Raw genomic sequence first — 19436 nt, 5'->3', positions numbered from 1 at the left:
CGGGCAGCGGGGCACGGGGATCTCCCGTAGCGCACCCCTTATAGCTCGCGCTGGTCCGGCCGACGGCCAAAGGACGCCGCTGACGCGCGGCGAGCCGAGGAGGGAAGTGCCGTCGCAGCGGCCCGAGGTCCCTACTCGCCGCACTTGACGACCAGGCGCTGCCGGCGGGTCGGCGCGTGGGCGGCTGCCAATAACGCCGAGATCGTCTACACCCCGGCCAACAGCTCCTGGCTGAACAGGATCGAGGACTGCCCTCGTCCACACGGCGAACGCCGCCTGACCCGCGCCGCCGGCGTCTGTCTTGGGTCGTCAGGTCCGGGTCGGTGGCGCACTCATCGCTGCCGTCAGGAACGTGATCGCCCATCGCCGGGCCGCCTCGCCCGCTACCGGGGACACACAGCCAGGGGAGGGCTGCTGGTGGACCTCGAGGCGGTCGACGGCCGTCACGGCAAGGATCCCCCGCATCCGGAACCGCAGTTCCTCCGGGGAAAGGCCGGGCAGTACGCGCGCGAAGGCTGCGAGGTAGCGCTCGCGGACCGAGTCCTCGGCCGGGCCGGTCCAGTTGCGTGCCTCCTCGGCCGGGTCGCTGAGGATCGTCACGATCAGCCGGGACGTCCGGGCGCCGCCCTCGTCGCCGGCCGGCATCCCGTCGAACAGCGGCCCCGCGAATGCCTCCACCAGTTCGCTGACCGATGGGTCGGGGGTCCGGGCGAGCAATGTGTCGAGCCCGGCGCACTGGGCAGCGTTGATGGGCTCGATCACGCGGCGGGCGACGGCGGCCATCAGCTCCGCCTTCGAGCCGAAGTGGTAGCCGACGGCGGCCAGGTTCGCTCCGGCGAGTTTGGTGATCGCGCGGACCGAGGTGCCGCGGTATCCGTGCTCGGCAAAGAGGTGCTCGGCCGCGTCGAGGATCTGGGTGCGGGTGTCTGGGGTCGCCACACGAGGGACTCTACATATGTTTGAATGAAACGAACGTATGAATGAAACGAACGTGTGAAAGAGGGCTGTCATGAAGCTGCTCGTGTACGGCGCCGGGGTTTGCGGCAGCCTGTTCGCCGCCCGCATGCACGAGGCCGGCCACGACGTCTCGCTCCTCGCCCGGGGCGAGCGCCTGACCGCCCTGCGCCGGCAGGGAGTGCAGCTCGCCGAGGAAGACGGCCCAGCTGTCAAGCGGGTGCCGGTACCGGTGATCGAGCACCCCGACGGCGGATACGACCTGATCACCGTCTTCGTCCGCACCCACCAGGTGGATGCGGTGCTGGAATCACTCGCTGGTGTCCAAGGTGACGTGCTGTTCCTGCTCAACTGGGCAGCCGGCCCAAAGACGCTGGGTGCGGTGATCGGCCACGAGCGGGTGCTGCTCGGCTTCCCCGCGACTGGCGGCACGATGGACGGCGACGTGGTCCGCTACCGCAGGAGCAATTTCATCACCCGCCGGGTCGCGATGCCGATCGGCGAGCCCGACGGCCGTACCACCCCGCGACTGGAACGGATCGTGCAGACGTTCCGTACCGCCGGGATCAACGCCAAGGCCGAGCCGCGGATGGCTGCCTGGCTCAGGACGCACGCCGCGTTCGAGGTCCCGCTCGGGCAGGCGGTACACGCGGCGGGCGGCCCGGCAGTGCTGGCCGACGCCCCGGACGCGGTCCGCGGCATGCTCCACCTCATGCGGCAGAACCTCGCCGCGATGGAGACGCCGCCGGTACCTCGCGCGTTCGCCGCGTTGCGGGCTCTGCCGCAAGGGCTCCTGGTGGCCGTGCTCCGCCGCTTCCTGAAGAGCCCGACCGCCGTGCACAGCGGACTCAACGACCCCTCGCCCGCCACGGCAGCCGAACTCCAGCGGCTGGCCGAACAGCTCCGAGCCCCTGCGGGAGCCCGCTAAGCGCCCCAGGACGGCGAAAACCTCACCACGCACACCACCGCCAGTCCCAGGCGATCTCCTCGGGGGTGAGCGGGTCCCCTGGCTGGGGATGCGGACGGGTTTGGGTCGCAGCGGCAGGCTGTCGTCCGCCGCAGCGTTCTCGGCTTCGGCGAACGCCCGGCAGAGCGAGGCGACCCAGGGGAGGCCGGGGGGATCCCGGCCTCGGTGATCAGCGGAACCGTGGTTGGCGGGGCACGTGGGCGGGGCACGTGGGCGGAGTCGCGGCCCACAGCCGTCAGCCCTCGTCGCCTTCGTCGTACGTCCGTTTCACCGCTTCGTCGGGCCCGGTGTGCTCGCAGGGATCGTCGGCGAGAACGGACAGCGTGCCCGGGGTGACCAGCCGGTGGCGGCGCAAGGCGGAAGGCAGGTGCCGGGCGAGAGCGGAGAACACGGCACGATCAGCCCACGAGAGCCGCGGGCGCTCGATCTGCCGACGAAGCACATCGACCTCATGACGAAGCACGAGGACCTCAGCGTTGTTCGCGGCTGTCGATCGGCCCAACAAGAGGAGGCACCCCAGCAGTCGGCAGAAGATCAGGTAGAGCAGTCGCAGACCCCAGTATTGACATGCCCACACTCAGGCGATCGACGGTGCGTCCAGGTGGCCGTCGGCGCGCCGGGTGGCCGGTCCGCCCCGGCCGCCCGGTGCACCGGTTGCTGCCGCCGTGAGCGCCGATGGCCCACCTCAACATACGAGGACAGGCTCACCGTCAGCACCACCCACGGCCTGAACCGATCGCACGGCCGGTGAAGCCGTGCCGAAGCGCTACGGGCAGCCGCACCTGACCGGACCTCTCCGCGGAAACGGACCGGCCGCGCGGGATGATTCTCCGCGCGGCCGGTCCGTTTCCGCTGCGTATCCGCTGGTCAGACCGTCACACGAGTCCGGTCAGCCAGTCGAGGACGACCTGCGCCGTCTTGTCGGCATGCTCCTCCAGCAAGGTGAAGTGGTCGCCCGGTGTCTGCGTCACGGTGTACGGCTGCGGCCAGGACGTCTGCCAGTCGTCAGGACCGATCAGCTCGGGCGGGGCGCCGTCGAGCGGTTCCGAGGCCCGTACGAGCAGGGTGGGGACGGAGATCCGCGGCGCCTCCCACGTCCCGAGCAGCTCCAGGTACCGGCCCATGGCGGACAGCCGCGCGTCGGTGAACCCGAGGATGTCGCTCTCCCGCCGGGCCATCCCCGCGAACACCGCGCCCAGCACGCCGTCGCTCACCGCCGTGCCCCCCGCGTCGCCCGGCAGGTAGGTGTCCAGCATGGCGACGCCCGTGACCCTCCGGCCCGCGCGTTCCAGACCGGCGGCGACGGCCTGGGCCAGCAGACCGCCTGTGGAATGGCCGACGAGGACCAGGGGGCCGTCGGAGGTGTCCTGTTCGAGCGACAGGAGGTGGTGCTGCACCGCCGCCTCCATGGTGGCGGGCAGCGCCTCACCCTCGGCGAAGCCGGGGTTGGCCAGGACACGGACGTCCTGCGCGGGCTCGAAGGAGGCGGCGAGCCGCAGATACTGCTGGACACCGCCCAGCGCGACGATCGACGGGACGCACACGACCACCGGGCCGGCACCGGAACTCCCGCGGGCGATCCGCACCGGCGCCGACGCCCGCACCGCCCCGCGGCCGACCGCGGGATCGGTCCCCTGACCGGCGGCGCTCCCCGTACCGGGGCCGGCCGACCGGTCCGTACCGGTGGCGTCGAACACCGGGCGCAGCCGGGCGAACTCCCGGGCCATGGCCAGCGCCACAGTGGGCTGCCCGGCGTCGCACGCCTGCCGAAACAGCGCGGTGAGCGGAGCCGCCGCCCGGCCGCCCCCGGATGCGTCGGCCGCGGTTCCCGCGCCTCCCGGCGCCGGGGCGGCGAGGCCGTCGGCCAGGAAGCGGGCGAGGCCGAGCGGTGTGGGGTGGTCGAAGACGGCCGTCGGGCTCAGTTCGGCGCCCGTGGCCGCCGTCAGCCGGTTGCGCAGCTCCACGGCGGTCAGCGAGTCCAGACCGAGTTCCAGGATCGATGTCTCGGCGGGGATCTCCTCGGACGACGCGTGTCCGAGCACCACGGCCACCTGGTCCCGTACCACCGTGACCAGGGCCGCTTCGCGCTCGGCTGCCGGGAGCCCGGCGAGCCGCCGCCGCGTCCGGTCGGCTTCCTCCCGCGCGGGCAGCGCGGAGGCCGCCCGGCGGGCGGGCCGCACCAGGCGGCGCAGCAGGGGCGGCACCGGTCCGGCGCCCGCCCGCCCGCGCACCGCGGCCAGGTCGAACGAGGCGGCCAGGACGGCCGGCGCGCCGAGCTCCAACGCGGTGTCGAAGAGGGCCAGTCCTTCCTCGGGGCTCATCGCCTTGAAGCCCGCACGGGCCATGCGCTGCCGGTCCGCCTCACTCAGCTCCCCGGTCATGTCACTGGCCGGGGCCCACAGACCCCACGCCAGCGAGGCCGCCGGGAGTCCCTGGGCCCGGCGCGTCACCGCGAGCGCGTCCAGGAAGGCGTTCGCCGCCGCGTAGTTGCCCTGCCCCGGGCTGCCGAGCACACCGGCGGCCGAGGAGAACAGCACGAACGCCGACAGGTCCATCTCCCGCGTCAGCTCGTGCAGATGCCACGCCGCGTCCGCCTTGGACCGCACCACCTCGTCGACCTGCTCACCCGTCATCGACGCGATCGTGGCGTCCCGCAGCACACCCGCCGTGTGCACCACCGCCGACAACGACACACCTGACAGCACATCCGCCAACGCCCGCCGGTCCGACACGTCACACGCCACCACATCGACCCGGGCGCCCAGCTCCGCCAGCTCCTCGGCCAGCAGCCCCGCGCCGGGCGCATCCGCGCCACGGCGGCTGAGCAGCAGCAGCCGCCGCACACCCCACCGCCGCACCAGATGCCGCGCCACCAGCCCGCCCAGCGTCCCCGTACCACCGGTGACCAGCACCGTGCCATCCGCCGGCCACACCGGCAGCCGCTCGTCCTCGTCCTTGTCCTCGCCGGGCACGGCGCGCACCAGCCGGGCCGCCAGCACCCGGCCACCCCGCACCGCCAGCTGACTCTCCTCACCCAGCACCAGGGAGGGCGGGATCTCCAGACCGGCCGCCTCGTCCACATCCACCAGCACCAGCCGGCCCGGATGCTCGCTCTGCGCCGAACGCACCAGACCCCACACGGCCGCACCCGCCAGATCCGTGACCGCCTCCCCCGGGTCAGCGCTCACCGCGCCCCGGGTGACCACCACCAGCGGCGGCCCAGCCGGGTCCGCCCCGTCCAGCCACCGCCGCACCTCCTCCAGCACCTGCCGGACCGCCGCCGCGGGGGCGGCGGGCAGCGCCCGGCAGTCGACGACCGGCGGCGCGGGGTGTTCCGCGGACGGGACGGCGGCGCCGGCGACCAGTTCCCACCGCACCGTGAAGAGCTTGTCGTCGCCGCTCCGCCCGGCGGCGGCCAGCCGCTCCAGGGACACCGGGCGGGACAGCAGCGACCGCACCGAGGCCACGGGCACACCGTCGGCATCGGCGATCTGGATACGCGCCGCCTCCGGCCCTTCCGGTGTCACCCGCACCCGCAGCCCCGACGCACCGACCGCGTGCAGCCGGACCCCGGACCAGACGAACGGCAACAGCGCGTGCCCGCTGCCCGCGTCGGCCTGTTCCAGGGCATGCACGGTGAGCACGTGCAGCGAGGCGTCCAGCAGGGCAGGATGGACACCGAACCGGCCCGCCTGCTCCGCGGTCTCGGGGTCCAGGGCGACCTCGGCGTACAGGTCGCGGCCCTGCCGCCAAACGGCCCGCAGGCCGCGGAAGGCGGGCCCGTACTCGTAGCCATGCCCTGCCAGCCGCTCGTACACCTCTTCCACGGCGTCCTCGGCGAGCACCGGCTCGGCCCCGGCCGGAGGCCACTGCGCCAGGTCGAAGCCGGTCTCGACGCCGACGCCTTCGGTGGTGAGCACACCGCTGGCGTGCAGCGTCCACTCGCCGTCCGGCTGTTCCCCGGACGCCACGGGCCGGCCGGCGCGCTCGGGCCGTGCGTACGCCCGCACCGTCCGGCGGCCGTCGTCGGCGGCGGCGCCGACCACCAGTTGCAGCTGCACCGCGCCGGTCTCCGGGAGCGCCAGCGGCGCGTGGAGGGTCAGTTCCGCCAGCACGTCGCAGCCGGCTTCCTCGCCCGCGCGCAAGGCCAGTTCGAGGAAGGCGGTGCCGGGCAGCAGTGCCGAACCGCCGATCGCGTGGTCGGCCAGCCACGGGTGGGTCCGCAGGGACAGCCGCCCGGTCAGCACCACGGCGCCGTCCGCGCCGGCGAGGGCGACGGCCGCGCCGAGCAGCGGGTGCCCAGCGGTCTCCAGGCCCGCCGACGCAACATCCGCCGCGCCGTCCGTGGAGTCCAGCCAGTACCGACGGCGCTGGAAAGCGTACGTGGGCAGCGGCACCCGCCGGGCGCCGCTGCCGGTGAACGCCTCGGCCCAGGTGACGGCCACACCGTGGATGTGGGCCTCGGCCAGGCTCGTCAACAGCCGCGTCCGGTCGTCGTCGCCGCGCCGCAGCGTCCCGAAGGCCGCCACCGTGACGGACATCTCCTCGGCCGTCCGCTGCACCGCGGCGGTCAGCACCGGGTGCGGGCTCACCTCGATGAACGTCCGATGCCCGGCGGCCACCAGGGCCCGTACGGCGTCCTCGAACCGTACGGTGTCGCGCAGGTTGCGGTACCAGTAGTCGGCGTCGCACGCCGCGGTATCGAGCGGCCCGCCGGTGACCGTGGAGTAGAACGGCACCGTCGCCGACCGCGCCGTCAGCGAGGCCGCCACCGTGGTGAACGCCTCGCCGATGGCCTCCATCTGCGCGGAGTGGTACGCGTACTCGGCACTGACCTGGCGGGTACGGACGCCGTCCCCGGCGCACGCGGCCACGAACTCCGCCAGTTCCCCGGCCTCCCCGGCGACCACGACCGACTCGGGACCGTTGACCGCCGCTATCTCGAGGTTCCCGGTGAGCCGGGCGCGGACCCGTTCCTCGGGCAGTTCGACCGCGGCCATGCCGCCCTGGCCGGCCACGCCGGCCTGGTACAGCAGCCGCGCCCGTGCCGTGATCAGCGCCGCGGCGTCCGGCAGCGACAGCCCGCCGGCCACACACGCGGCGGCGATCTCACCGCGGGAGTGCCCCACGACGGCGGCCGGGCGCACGCCATAGGACTCCCACACCGCCGCCAGCGACACCATCACCGCGAACAGCACCGGCTGGCCGACGTCCACGCGCTCCGCCGACGGCGCGCCCTCCTCCCCGCGGACGACCGCGAGCAGCGACCACCCGGTGTACGGCGCGAGCGCCGCCGCGCACTCGGCCATCCGGCTCGCGAACACCGGCGAGCTCTCCAGCAGCCCTCGGGCCATCCCGAGCCACTGCGAGCCCTCGCCCGAGAAGACGAACACCGGCTCGTGCCCCGTGGCCGGCCCGCCCTGCACCACACCCGCGGCGGAACGGCCTTCCGCGACGGCGCCGAGACCGGACACCAGCTCCTCGCGGTCACGGCCGAGGACGATCGCCCGGTGCTCGAACAGCGACCGGCCCGTGGCCAGGGAGTACCCCACGTCCACCGGGCGCGGAGCGCCGTCGCCGGTCACCGCCTCGGCCAGCCGCCGCGCCTGTTCCGCGAGCGCCTCGGCGGAACGCGCCGACAGCATCCACGGCACCGGCACGTCCGCACCGTCCGCGGGCCCCTCCTCCGTCCGCGCTTCGTCAACCGCCTCGGCCGGCGGCAGCTCGTCCAGGAGCGGCGCGTCGGGGGACAGCCCCCCGGCCGGCGGCTGTTCGAGGATGACGTGGGCGTTGGTGCCGCTGATGCCGAACGACGACACCGCCGCCCGGCGTGGCCGGTCCACCTCCGGCCACGGCTGATCCTCGGCGAGCAGCCGGACCGCGCCCGCCGACCAGTCGATGTGCCGGGACGGCTCCCCCGCGTGCAGCGACCGGGGGATGACACCATGACGCATCGCCATGATCATCTTGATCACACCGGCGACACCGGCCGCGGCCTGGGTGTGCCCCAGGTTGGACTTGACCGAGCCCAGCCACAGCGGCCGGTCCTCCGGGCGGCCCTGACCGTACGTGGCCAGCAGCGCCTGCGCCTCGATCGGGTCGCCCAGCCTGGTACCCGTGCCATGGCCCTCGACCACGTCCAACTCGGACGGATCGAGCCGGGCGCCGGCCAGCGCCTGCCGGATCACCCGCTGCTGCGACGGGCCGTTCGGCGCCGTCAGACCATTGGACGCGCCGTCCTGGTTGACCGCGCTGCCGCGCACCACCGCGAGCACGGGGTGGCCGTTGCGCCGCGCGTCGGAGAGCCGTTCCACGACCAGCAGCCCGACCCCCTCCGACCAGCCGACGCCGTCGGCCGCGTCGGAGAAGGACTTGCACCGGCCGTCGGGCGCCAGGCCGCGCTGCCGGGAGAACTCCACGAACGTCGTCGGGGTGGCCATCAGCGCCACACCGCCGGCCAGGGCGAGGGAGCACTCGCCGTTGCGTAGCGCCTGCGCGGCCAAGTGCAGGGCCACCAGGGACGACGAGCACGCCGTGTCCACCGTCACCGCCGGTCCCTCGAACCCGAAGGTGTACGCCACCCGGCCGGACGCCACACTGCCCGCGTTCCCTGTGGACAGCAGGCCCTCGAAGCCCTCCGGCACCTGCCGCAGCCGCGCGGCGTAATCGCTGTACATCACACCGGCGAACACACCCGTGCGGGTGCCGCGCAGCGACGCCGGGTCGACGCCCGCGCTCTCGATCGCCTCCCAGGCCGTCTCCAGCAGCAGGCGCTGCTGGGGGTCCATCGCCGTCGCCTCGCGGGGGCTCACCCCGAAGAAGCCCGCGTCGAAATCCGCCGCGTCGTGCAGGAAGCCACCGTGCCGGCTGTAGGACGTACCCGTACGGTCGGGGTCCGGGTGGAAGAGGTTCGCCAGGTCCCACCCGCGGTCCACGGGAAACTCCGAGACGACGTCCCGGCCGCCCGCGACCAGCTGCCACAGCTGGTCCGGATTCCCGACGCCCCCCGGGTACCGGCACGCCATGCCCACGATCGCGATCGGCTCGTCCGCCACGGCGGCCACGGCCGGCTCGGCCCCGGCCGCGTCGGCGGCGCCCACCAGCTCGCCGAGCAGATACCGCGCCACCGCCGCCGGGCGGGGGTAGTCGAAGACCAGCGTGGCGGGCAGCCGCAGACCGGTGACCGCGCCGAGCCGGTTGCGCAGCTCCACCGCCGTCAGCGAGTCGAAGCCCAGCTCGTTGAAGGCCCGCTCGGCACCCACCGCCTCGACACCGGCATGGCCGAGGGCCGCCGCCGCCTCGGACCGGACGAGGTCCACCAGCAGCCGCTCGCGCTCGGGTTCCGTGAGCCCCGCCAGCCGCCGCACCAGGTCGGAGGAGCCCGCGCCGCCCGCGGCCACCCGCCGCGAAGGCCGCACCAGACCGCGCACCAGCGGGGGAAGCTCCGGCCCCTGGCGCTGCAGGGCGGCCAGGTCCAGGCGCATCGGCAGTACGGTGGCCGCCGAACCCGCCGTCGCGGTGTCGAAGAGGGCCAGCCCCTCCTCGGCGCTCATCGCCTTCACCCCGGCACGGGCCATGCGCTGCCGGTCCGCCTCACTCAGCTCCCCCGTCATGTCACTGGCCGGGGCCCACAGACCCCATCCCAGCGACACCGCCGGGAGTCCCTGGGCCCGGCGCGTCACCGCGAGCGCGTCCAGGAAGGCGTTCGCCGCCGCGTAGTTGCCCTGCCCCGGGTTGCCCAGGACGCCGGCGGCCGAGGAGAACAGCACGAACGCCGACAGGTCCATCTCCCGCGTCAGCTCGTGCAGATGCCACGCCGCGTCCGCCTTCGCCCGCAGCACCTCGTCGACCTGCTCACCCGTCATCGAGGTGACCGTGGCGTCCCGCACCACACCGGCCGTGTGCACCACCGCCGACAACGACACACCTGACAGCACATCCGCCAGCGCCCGCCGGTCCGACACGTCACACGCCACCACATCGACATGAGCGCCGAGCCCCGCCAGCTCCTCGGCCAGCAGCCCCGCGCCGGGCGCATCCGCGCCACGGCGGCTGAGCAGCAACAGACGCCGCACACCCCACCGCCGCACCAGGTGCCGCGCCACCAGCCCGCCCAGCGTCCCCGTACCGCCGGTGACCAGCACCGTACCGTCCGCCGGCCACACCGGCAGCCGCTCGTCCTCGCCGGCGGCGCGCACCCGGGTCAGCCGGGCCGCCCGTACCTGGCCGTGCCGTACGGCCAGTTGGGGCTCCCCGGCCGCCAGCGCGGCGGCCACCACCGAGGGCACGTACTCGTGGTCGTCCGCATCGACCAGGAACAGCCGCCCGGGGTGCTCGCTCTGCGCGGAGCGCACCAGACCCCACACAGCGGCACCCGCCAGGTCGGCCACGTCCTCGCCGGGCGCGGTGCTCACCGCGCCGCGCGTGACCACCACCAGCGGACAGCCCGCCGTCTCCGGCCGGGCCAGCCACTCCTGTACGGCCGTCAGCACCCGGCGCACCTCGGCGGAGACCGCCCGCGGTGTGTCCGCACCGGCCGGCGCCTCCGTGGCCGTCCGGCAGTCCACGACCACCGCTCGCGCGCCGTCGGTGTCCTCGGGAAAGGAAACGCCCTCGGCCCACTCCACCAGCCGCGTCGGCTGGACCGCCGAGTGGACCACGGGCACCCACTCCACCCCCAGCATGCCGTCGTCACCGCGGGAGGCCGTGGCCAGCTGCTCCGGTGTGACCTCGCGCATGGTGAGGGTGTCGACCGAGATGACGGGCGCGCCCGCCGTGTCGGCGATGGCCACGGCCACGGCGTCGGCCGCGGTACGCGTCAGCCGGACCCGCAGCGCGGAGCCGCCGACGGCGTGCAGCCGCACCCCGGACCAGGCGAACGGCAGGATGATCTCACCGCTGGAAAACGCCTGAAGGGCCATGGCCTGGAGGGCCGCGTCGAGCAGGGCGGGGTGGATGCCGAACCGCCCCGCCTGCGCCGCCGCGTCGGACGGCAGCGCGACCTCGGCGAAGACGTGGTCCCCGCGCCGCCACACGGCCCGCAGCCCCTGGAACACCGGTCCATAGCCGTATCCGGCCTCGGCCAGCCTCGCGTAGAAGTCGTCGACCGGCACTGCCTCGGCGCCCGCGGGCGGCCATTGCGTCAGCTCGAAGTCCGGCTCGGTACGGTCACCGGCGACCAGGGTCCCGGCGGCGTGCTGCACCCACTCGGCGGCCGACTGGCCGTCCTCGACCCGGGAGTGGACGCCGACGGGCCGCCGCCCGTCCACGACATCACCGACCACCACCTGCACCTGGACCGCCCCGGCCGCCGGGAACACCAACGGGGCGTACAGCGTCAGCTCCTCCACCGCGTCACAGCCGACCTCGTCACCGGCGCGCAGCGCCAGCTCCACGAAGGCCGTACCCGGCAGCAGAACCGACCCACCGATCACATGATCCGCCAGCCACGCGTGCGTGTGCAGCGACAGCCGCCCGGTCAGCACCACGGCGGCATCCGCCTCCGCGACGCTGACCGCCGCACCCAGCAGAGGGTGGCCGGCCGTGCCCAGACCGGCGGACACGACATCCGCGGTCTGTGTGGAGGACTCCAGCCAGTACCGCTGGCGCTGGAAGGCGTACGTGGGCAGCTCGACCCGCCGCGCACCGAGGCCCTCGAACCACACGGACCAGTCAACGTCCGCGCCGTGCACATACGCCTGCGCCAGACTGGTCAGCAGCCGCGCCCGGTCATCCTCATCCCGGCGCAGCGTGCCGAAAGCCACGGCACGGGTGCCGTGTTCCTCGGCGGTCTGCTCCACCGCGCCGGTCAGCACCGGATGCGGACTGACCTCGATGAACAGCCCGTGCCCCGCACCCAGCAACGCCCGAACAGCGGCCTCGAAACGCACCGGCTCCCGAAGATTCCGCCGCCAGTAGTCGGCGTCCATCGTGACGGTGTCCAGCAGACCACCGGTCACCGTCGAATACAACGGCACCTCCGACGCACGCGGAGACAACCCAGCGACCGCCGCCGCCAGTTCCTCACCAATGGCATCCATCTGGCTGGTGTGGAAAGCGAACGCGTCACTGACCTGCCGGACACGGATACCGTCCCGCTCACACGCCTCGGCGAACCCGGCCACCTCCGCCGGGTCTCCCGCGACCACCACGGACGCGGGCCCGTTCACCGCCGCGATCTCCAACCCACCCGACAACCGCTCCCCCACCCCCTCCGCCGACAACGCCACCGACACCATCGCCCCCGCACCCCGCGCACCCACCAGCAACCGGCCCCGCGCCACCACCAACCTGGCAGCATCCGCCAGCGACAACGCACCAGCCACACACGCCGCCGCGATCTCACCCCGCGAATGCCCCACCACAGCCGACGGACGCACCCCATAGGACTCCCACACCGCCGCCAGCGACACCATCACCGCAAACAGCACCGGCTGACCCACATCCACCCGGTCCGGCGACGGGGCACCCTCCTCACCCCGCACCACCGCCAACAACGACCAGTCCACATACGGCTCCAAAGCCGCCGCACACTCCGCCATCCGACCCGCGAACACCGGCGAACCCTCCAGCAAACCCCGGGCCATACCCACCCACTGCGCACCCTCACCCGAGAACACAAACACCGGACTCTTGCCAGCCTCCGCCACGGCACGGATCACACCAGGTGCCGCCATGTCCTCAGCAATGGACTCCACTCCGGCGAGCAACACGTCGCGATCCCGGCCAACCACGACCGCGCGGTGCTCGAACGACGCCCTGCCCGTGGCCAGCGAGAAACCCACATCCACCGGCCGCGCCCCGGACGCCACGTCCACCAGCCGCCCCGCCTGCTCCCCCAACGCCGACCCGGTCTTCGCCGACACCACCCACGGCACCAAACCATCCCCAGCGGGCTCCAGCACCGGCCGGGCCTCCGCCGGGGCCTGCTCCACAATCACATGCGCGTTGGTGCCGCTGATACCGAACGACGACACCGCCGCCCGGCGCGGCCGGCCCACCTCCGGCCACGCCCGCTCCTCCGTCAGCAGACTCACCGCACCCGCCGACCAGTCCACATGCCGCGACGGCTCCCCCACATGCAAGGTACGCGGCAACACACCCTGCCGCATCGCCATCACCATCTTGATGATGCCGGCGACACCGGCCGCGGCCTGCGCATGCCCGATGTTCGACTTGACCGACCCCAGCCACAACGGCCGGTCCTCGGGCCGGTCCTGACCGTACGTCGCCAGCAGCGCCTGCGCCTCGATCGGATCACCCAACGTCGTACCCGTACCATGCGCCTCCACCACATCCACATCACCGGGACCCAGCCGCCCACTGGCCAGCGCCTGCCGGATCACCCGCTGCTGCGACGGACCATTCGGCGCCGTCAGACCATTCGACGCACCATCCTGGTTCACCGCACTGCCCCGCACCACCGCCAACACCTGGTGGCCGTTGCGCCGCGCGTCCGACAACCGCTCCACCACCAGCAGCCCCACACCCTCGGACCACCCCGTACCATCCGCATCGTCCGAGAACGACTTGCACCGGCCGTCGGGCGACAGCGCCTTTTGCCGACTGAAGTCGACGAACAGGCCGGGTGTGGTCATCACCGTGACACCGCCGGCGAGCGCGAGGGTGCACTCGCCGTTGCGCAGTGCCTGGGCGGCCAGGTGCAGGGCCACCAAGGATGACGAGCACGCCGTGTCCACCGTCACCGCCGGCCCCTCCAGGCCGAAGGTGTACGCCACCCGGCCGGACATCACGCTCGCGGCGCTGCCGGTCGCCAGGTATCCGACGCTCTCTTCCGGCGCCCCCACCACGTACGCGGCGTAGTCCTGCGCGTTGCTGCCCACGAAGACGCCGGTCCGGCTGCCCAGCAGGGTCGACGGGTCGATGCCCGTACGCTCGAATGCTTCCCACGCCGTCTCCAGCAGCAGCCGCTGCTGCGGGTCCGTCGCGGCTGCCTCGCGGGGGCTGATGCCGAAGAACGCGGCGTCGAAGTCCGCGACCGCGGACAGGAAGCCGCCTTCGCGGGTGTACGACGTGCCGGGGTGCTCCGGGTCCGGGTCGTAGAGCCCGTCCACGTCCCAGCCGCGGTCGGTCGGGAAGCCGGAGATCACGTCCGTTCCGTCGGCCACCAACCGCCACAGGTCCTCGGGGGTGCCGACCCCGCCCGGGAAGCGGCAGGCCATGCCCACGATCGCGATCGGCTCGTCGGCGACGGCGGCCACCGGCAGCTCGGGCCGGGCCGCGTCGGCGGTGCCCACCAGGTCGCCGAGGAGGTACCGCGCCACGGCCACCGGGCGAGGGTGGTCGAAGACCAGCGTCGCGGGCAGCGTCAGGCCGGTGACCGCGCCGAGCCGGTTGCGCAGCTCCACGGCCGTCAGCGAGTCGAAGCCCAGCTCCTTGAACGCTCGGTCGGCGGCGACCGCGTCCGCTCCCGCGTGGCCGAGGACGGCCGCGACCTCGGTGCGGACGAGGTCGACGAGGAAGCGTTCGCGTTCCGGCTCGGCCATGGCCAGCAACTGGCGGGCGAAGGCGGAGGAGCCCTCGCCGCCCGCGGCCGTGCGCCGGGAGGGCCGGATCAGCCCGCGCAGCACACTGGGCACCGTCTCGGTCTGCCGGCGCACGGCGCTCCAGTCGAAGGACGCGGGCATGACGGCCGGCATGTCGAGCCGTAGCGCGGTGTCGAAGAGGGCCAGCCCCTCCTCGGGGCTCATCGCCTTGAAGCCCGCACGGGCCATGCGGCGGCGGTCCGCCTCGGTCATGTCGCCGGTCATGTCACTGGCCGGGGCCCACAGACCCCACGCCAGCGACACACCCGGAAGGCCCTGGGCCCGGCGCGAGGCGGCCAGCGCGTCCAGGAAGGCGTTCGCCGCCGCGTAGTTGCCCTGCCCCGGGCTGCCGAGCACGCCCGCCGCCGAGGAGAACAGCACGAACGCCGACAGGTCCATCTCCCGCGTCAGCTCGTGCAGATGCCACGCCGCGTCCGCCTTCGCCCGCACCACCTCATCGACCTGCTCACCGGTCATCGACGCGATCGTGGCATCCCGCAGCACACCCGCCGTGTGCACCACCGCCGACAACGACACACCTGACAGGACTCCCGCCAGCGCCTGCCGGTCGGACACGTCACACGCCACCACATCGACCCGGGCGCCCAGCTCCGCCAGCTCCTCGGCCAACAGCCCCGCGCCGGGCGCATCCGCGCCACGGCGGCTGAGCAGCAGCAGCCGCCGCACACCCCACCGCCGCACCAGATGCCGCGCCACCAGCCCGCCCAACGTCCCCGTACCACCGGTGACCAGCACCGTGCCGTCCGCCGGCCACACCGGCAGCCGCTCGTCCTCGTCCTTGTCCTCGCCGGGCACGGCGCGCACCAGCCGGGCCGCCAGCACCCGGCCACCCCGCACCGCCAGTTGGTCCTCGTCCCCCACCGCGGAGGACGCGGCCGCCAGTCCGGCCGCCTCGTCCAGGTCCACCAGCACGAACCGGCCCGGATGCTCGCTCTGCGCCGAACGCACCAGGCCCCACACGGTCGCGGCGGCCAGGTCGGCCACGTCCTCGCCGGAGGCGGTGCTCACCGCGCCCCGGGTGACCACCACGAGCCGGGTGCCCGCCAGCTCCGGCAGGGTGAGCCACTGTTGCAGCAGGGGCAGTACGGTACGGGCCGTCCCGCCCGCGGTCGGGTGGATCACCACATCCGGGGCCGGGGTACCGGCCTCGATCGCCTGCCGCAGGTCCTCGACGTCGGCGAAGTCCGTGCCGAGCACCACCGGCGCCGGGGTTTCCGACGCCTGCGCGGACGCGGGCGCGGGCGCGGGTGACCACTCCAGCCGGAACAGTGAGTCGCCCGTGCCACGCACCGCCACTTCCACGTGGCGGGACGCCACGGAGTCCACGGCCGCCACGGGGGCGCCCACACCGTCGGCGAGCTGCACGGCGCCGTCGGCCGTGACCCGCACCCGCAGGACCGAGGACCCGACCGCGAACAGCCGCACACCCGACCAGTCGGAGGGCAGGGTGATGCCACCGGTCCCGTGGTCCGTCGCACTGTCGGCGTTCGCCGTCGTCAGGTGCAGGGCGGCGTCGAGCAGCGCCGGGTGCATGCCGAACTGGGCCGCCTGTCCGGCGGTGTCGGCGGGCAGCGCCACCTCGGCGAAGAGGTCGGTGCCCCGCTGCCAGGCCGCCCGCAGGCCCTGGAACGCCGGACCGTAACCGTGGCCGCGGTCGGCGAGCCGCTCGTAGAGGTCGTCGACCGGCAGCGGCCGGGCGCCGGCAGGCGGCCACTGGCTCAGGTCGAAGGAAGGGGCGGCCGTGTCCGTGCCGGCAGCCAGGACGCCGGCCACGTGCTGGACCCACCCCTGCGCCTCGTCGGCGCTCTCGACGCGTGAGTAGACCGCGACCGAGCGGCGGGCGCCCACGGGGGCGCCGATGACGAGTTGCACCTGCACACCGCCCGACGCGGGCAGCACGAGCGGCGCCCTGAGGGTCAGCTCCTCCACGACGTCGCAGCCGACCTCGTCGCCCGCGCGCAGGGCGAGTTCGACGAACGCGGCGGGCGGGAAGACGGCCTCGCCCGCCACGGCGTGGTCGGCGAGCCAGGGGTGGGTGTGCAGGGAGAGCCGGCCGGTGAGCACGACGCTGTCGCTGTCGGCCAGCCGGACGGCGGCGCCGAGCAGCGGGTGTCCCAGCGCGCCGAGGCCGACCGCGCCGATGTCGCCGCTGCCCGGCTCGTCCGGCAGCCAGTACCGCTCGTGCTGGAAGGCGTACGTCGGCAGCGCCACCCGGCGGCCGCCGTGGAACGTGGCGGTCCAGTCGACGGCCGCGCCGTGCGCGTGGGCCTCGGCCAGGCTCGTCAACAGCCGGTACGGCTCCTCCTCGGCGCGGCGGAGCGTGCCGATCGCCGCGACCCTCCGCTCCAGCCGCTCGGCGTTCTGCTGCACCGCGCCGGTCAGCACCGGATGCGGGCTGACCTCGATGAACAGCTCGTTCCCCGCCTGGATCGCCGTCTCTACCGCGGCGTCGAACCGCACCGGCTGCCGCAGGTTCCGGTACCAGTAGTCGGCGTCAAGCGCCGTGGTGCCGGTCGGCTCGTCCTCGCCCTCACTCCGGCCCGGGGACGCCTCGTCTCCGACCGTGGAGTAGAAGGGCACCCGCCCCGCCACGGGCCGGATCCCGGACAGCGCCTCGGCCAGCTCGTCGCGCAGCTGCTCGACATGGGCCGAGTGCGACGCGTAGTCCACGGCGATCCGCCTGGCCCGTACCCCGTCGGTTTCGCAGCTCGCCACCAGCGCGTCGAGTGCGTCGGGGTCGCCGGAGACGACCACCAGCTCGGGCGCGTTGACCACGGCCACCTCGAGGCCGCCGCCCAGCGCGGCGATACGGGCCTCCACCCGCGCCAACGACGCCGCCACGGAAACCATGCCGCCCTGTCCCGAGAGGCGCAGCAGCGACCGGCTGCGCAGGGCCACGACCTTCGCCGCGTCCTCCAGCGACAGCGCTCCGGCCACACAGGCGGCGGCGATCTCGCCCTGGGAGTGCCCCACGACAGCGGACGGGCGCACCCCGTAGGACTCCCACACCGCCGCCAGCGACACCATCACCGCGAACAGCACCGGCTGGACGACGTCCACGCGCTCCAGCGCGGCGGGGTCCGCGGCACGGACCACGTCCAGCAGGGACCAGTCGGTGTGCGGGGCCAGCGCCGCCGCGCACTCGGCCATCCGCCCGGCGAAGACCGGCGAGCCGTCCATCAGCCCGCGGGCCATACCCACCCACTGGGAGCCCTGGCCGGGGAAGACGAACACCGGGCCGCCGTCGACCTCCTCGCCCCGGACCACACCGGCGGCGGACCGGCCCTCGGCGAGGGCCGCGAGACCGGACAGCAGCTCGTCGCGGTCGCGGCCGACGACGACGGCGCGGTGCTCGAACCTCGTCCGCGCGGCCAACGAGAAGCCGATGTCCAGGGTGTCGAGTCCGGTGAGGGAGCCGGCGAGCCGCCGCGCCTGATCGGCGAGAGCCGCTTCGGTACGGGCCGACAGCAGCCAGGGCACCGGGGCGCCCTCGGCCGGGCGGTCCTCGGCGGCGGCCGGCGCGGACGGCTCCTCGGCGGGCTCGGATGCGGGCCGGGTCTCGGCGGGGGCCTGCTCCAGGATGACGTGGGCGTTGGTGCCGCTGATGCCGAACGACGACACCGCCGCCCGGCGCGGCCGGTCCACCTCCGGCCACGGCTGGTCCTCCGTCAGCAGATTCACCGCACCCGCCGACCAGTCCACGTGGCGCGACGGCTCCCCCACGTGCAGGGTGCGCGGCAACACACCCTGCCGCATCGCCATCACCATCTTGATCACGCTGGCCGCGCCGGCGGCGGCCTGGGCGTGGCCGATGTTCGATTTGACCGAGCCCAGCCACAGCGGCCGGTCCTCCGGGCGGTCCTGACCGTACGTGGCCAGCAGCGCCTGCGCCTCGATCGGGTCACCCAGCGTCGTGCCCGTGCCGTGCGCGTCCACCACGTCGACGTCGCCGGGGCCGAGCCGCCCGCTGGCCAGCGCCTGCCGGATCACCCGCTGCTGCGACGGACCGTTCGGCGCCGTCAGACCATTCGACGCACCGTCCTGATTGACCGCACTGCCCCGCACCACCGCGAGCACCTGGTGGCCGTTGCGCCGTGCGTCCGACAACCGCTCCATCACCAGCAGACCCACACCCTCGGCCCACCCCGTACCGTCCGCGTCGTCCGAGAACGACTTGCAGCGCCCGTCGGGGGCGAGACCCCGCTGACGGGAGAACTCCACGAAAGTGGACGGCGTCGCCATGACCGTGACGCCGCCGGCCAGCGCCAGATCGCACTCGCCGTTGCGCAGCGCCTGCGCCGCCAGATGCAACGCCACCAGCGACGACGAGCACGCCGTGTCCACCGTCACGGCCGGCCCCTCGAACCCGAAGGTGTAGGAGACCCGCCCCGAGGCCACGCTGCCCGCGCTGCCGGTCGACAGCATCCCCTCGAACCCCTCGGGCGCGCGGTGCAGCCGCACGGCGTAGTCGCCGTACATCAGCCCCGCGAACACCCCCGTACGGCTTCCCCGCAGTCCCGCGGGGTCGACCCCCGCACGCTCCAGCGCCTCCCAGGCGGTCTCCAGCAGCAGCCGCTGCTGCGGGTCCGTGGCGGTCGCCTCGCGCGGGCTGATCCCGAAGAAGTCCGCGTCGAAGTCCGCCGCGTCGTGCAGAAAACCGCCATGCCTGCTGTAGGACTTCCCGACGCTCTCCGGGTCCGGGTCATAGAGCCCGTCCACGTCCCAGCCGCGGTCGGTCGGGAACTCGGTGATGGCGTCCCGGCCCTCGGCCACCAGCCGCCACAGATCCTCCGGCGAGGCCACACCACCCGGATACCGGCACGCCATACCCACGATCGCCACCGGTTCATGGCCGGCGGCTTCGGCCTTCTGCAGACGCTGACGGGTCTGCTTGAGTTCCCCGAGCGCAGCCGCGAGATACTGTCGGAGCTTTTCTTCCTCGGCCATCG

At 73.9% G+C, this 19436-nt stretch carries 3 protein-coding genes and 2 pseudogenes; 2 read left to right on the top strand and 3 right to left on the bottom strand.

The window, feature by feature from the left end; translation table 11 throughout:
* Window positions 1-132: 132 nt before the first annotated feature.
* Window positions 133-246 (top strand): annotated as a pseudogene (locus tag PS467_RS40830) (IS630 family transposase); the annotation flags it as partial.
* Window positions 247-309: 63 nt separating this feature from the next.
* Here PS467_RS40830 and PS467_RS40825 read toward each other — a convergent pair.
* Complete coding sequence (locus tag PS467_RS40825; RefSeq protein ID WP_311039565.1) at window positions 310-939, bottom strand: TetR/AcrR family transcriptional regulator; 630 nt, start codon at window positions 937-939, stop codon at window positions 310-312.
* 70 nt (window positions 940-1009) lie between these two features.
* On the opposite strand from PS467_RS40825, the gene PS467_RS40820 reads away from it, so the two are divergent.
* The gene (locus PS467_RS40820) at window positions 1010-1882 is read left to right on the top strand and encodes a ketopantoate reductase family protein (protein WP_311039564.1); all 873 of its coding nucleotides are present in this window, start codon (window positions 1010-1012) and stop codon (window positions 1880-1882) included.
* Between the two features lie 274 nt (window positions 1883-2156).
* Here the strand turns inward: PS467_RS40820 and PS467_RS40815 are convergent, their stop codons facing one another.
* Both PS467_RS40815 and PS467_RS40810 read right to left on the bottom strand, forming a co-directional pair.
* Window positions 2157-2312 (bottom strand): hypothetical protein, encoded by a 156-nt coding sequence (locus tag PS467_RS40815; RefSeq protein WP_311039563.1) that lies wholly within the window; start codon window positions 2310-2312, stop codon window positions 2157-2159.
* 517 nt (window positions 2313-2829) lie between these two features.
* A pseudogene (locus tag PS467_RS40810) lies at window positions 2830-19404 on the bottom strand (type I polyketide synthase); the annotation flags it as partial.
* Window positions 19405-19436 lie beyond the last annotated feature (32 nt).

This window comes from Streptomyces luomodiensis (assembly GCF_031679605.1).
Lineage (GTDB): Bacteria > Actinomycetota > Actinomycetes > Streptomycetales > Streptomycetaceae > Streptomyces > Streptomyces luomodiensis.
This window is presented reverse-complemented; position numbering and strand designations above follow the sequence as displayed.

Coding starts and splice junctions, on each gene's coding strand:
- PS467_RS40820 (WP_311039564.1), top strand. CDS start 1,010: ATGAAGCTGCTCGTGTACGGCGCCGGGGTTTGCGGCAGCCTGTTCGCC.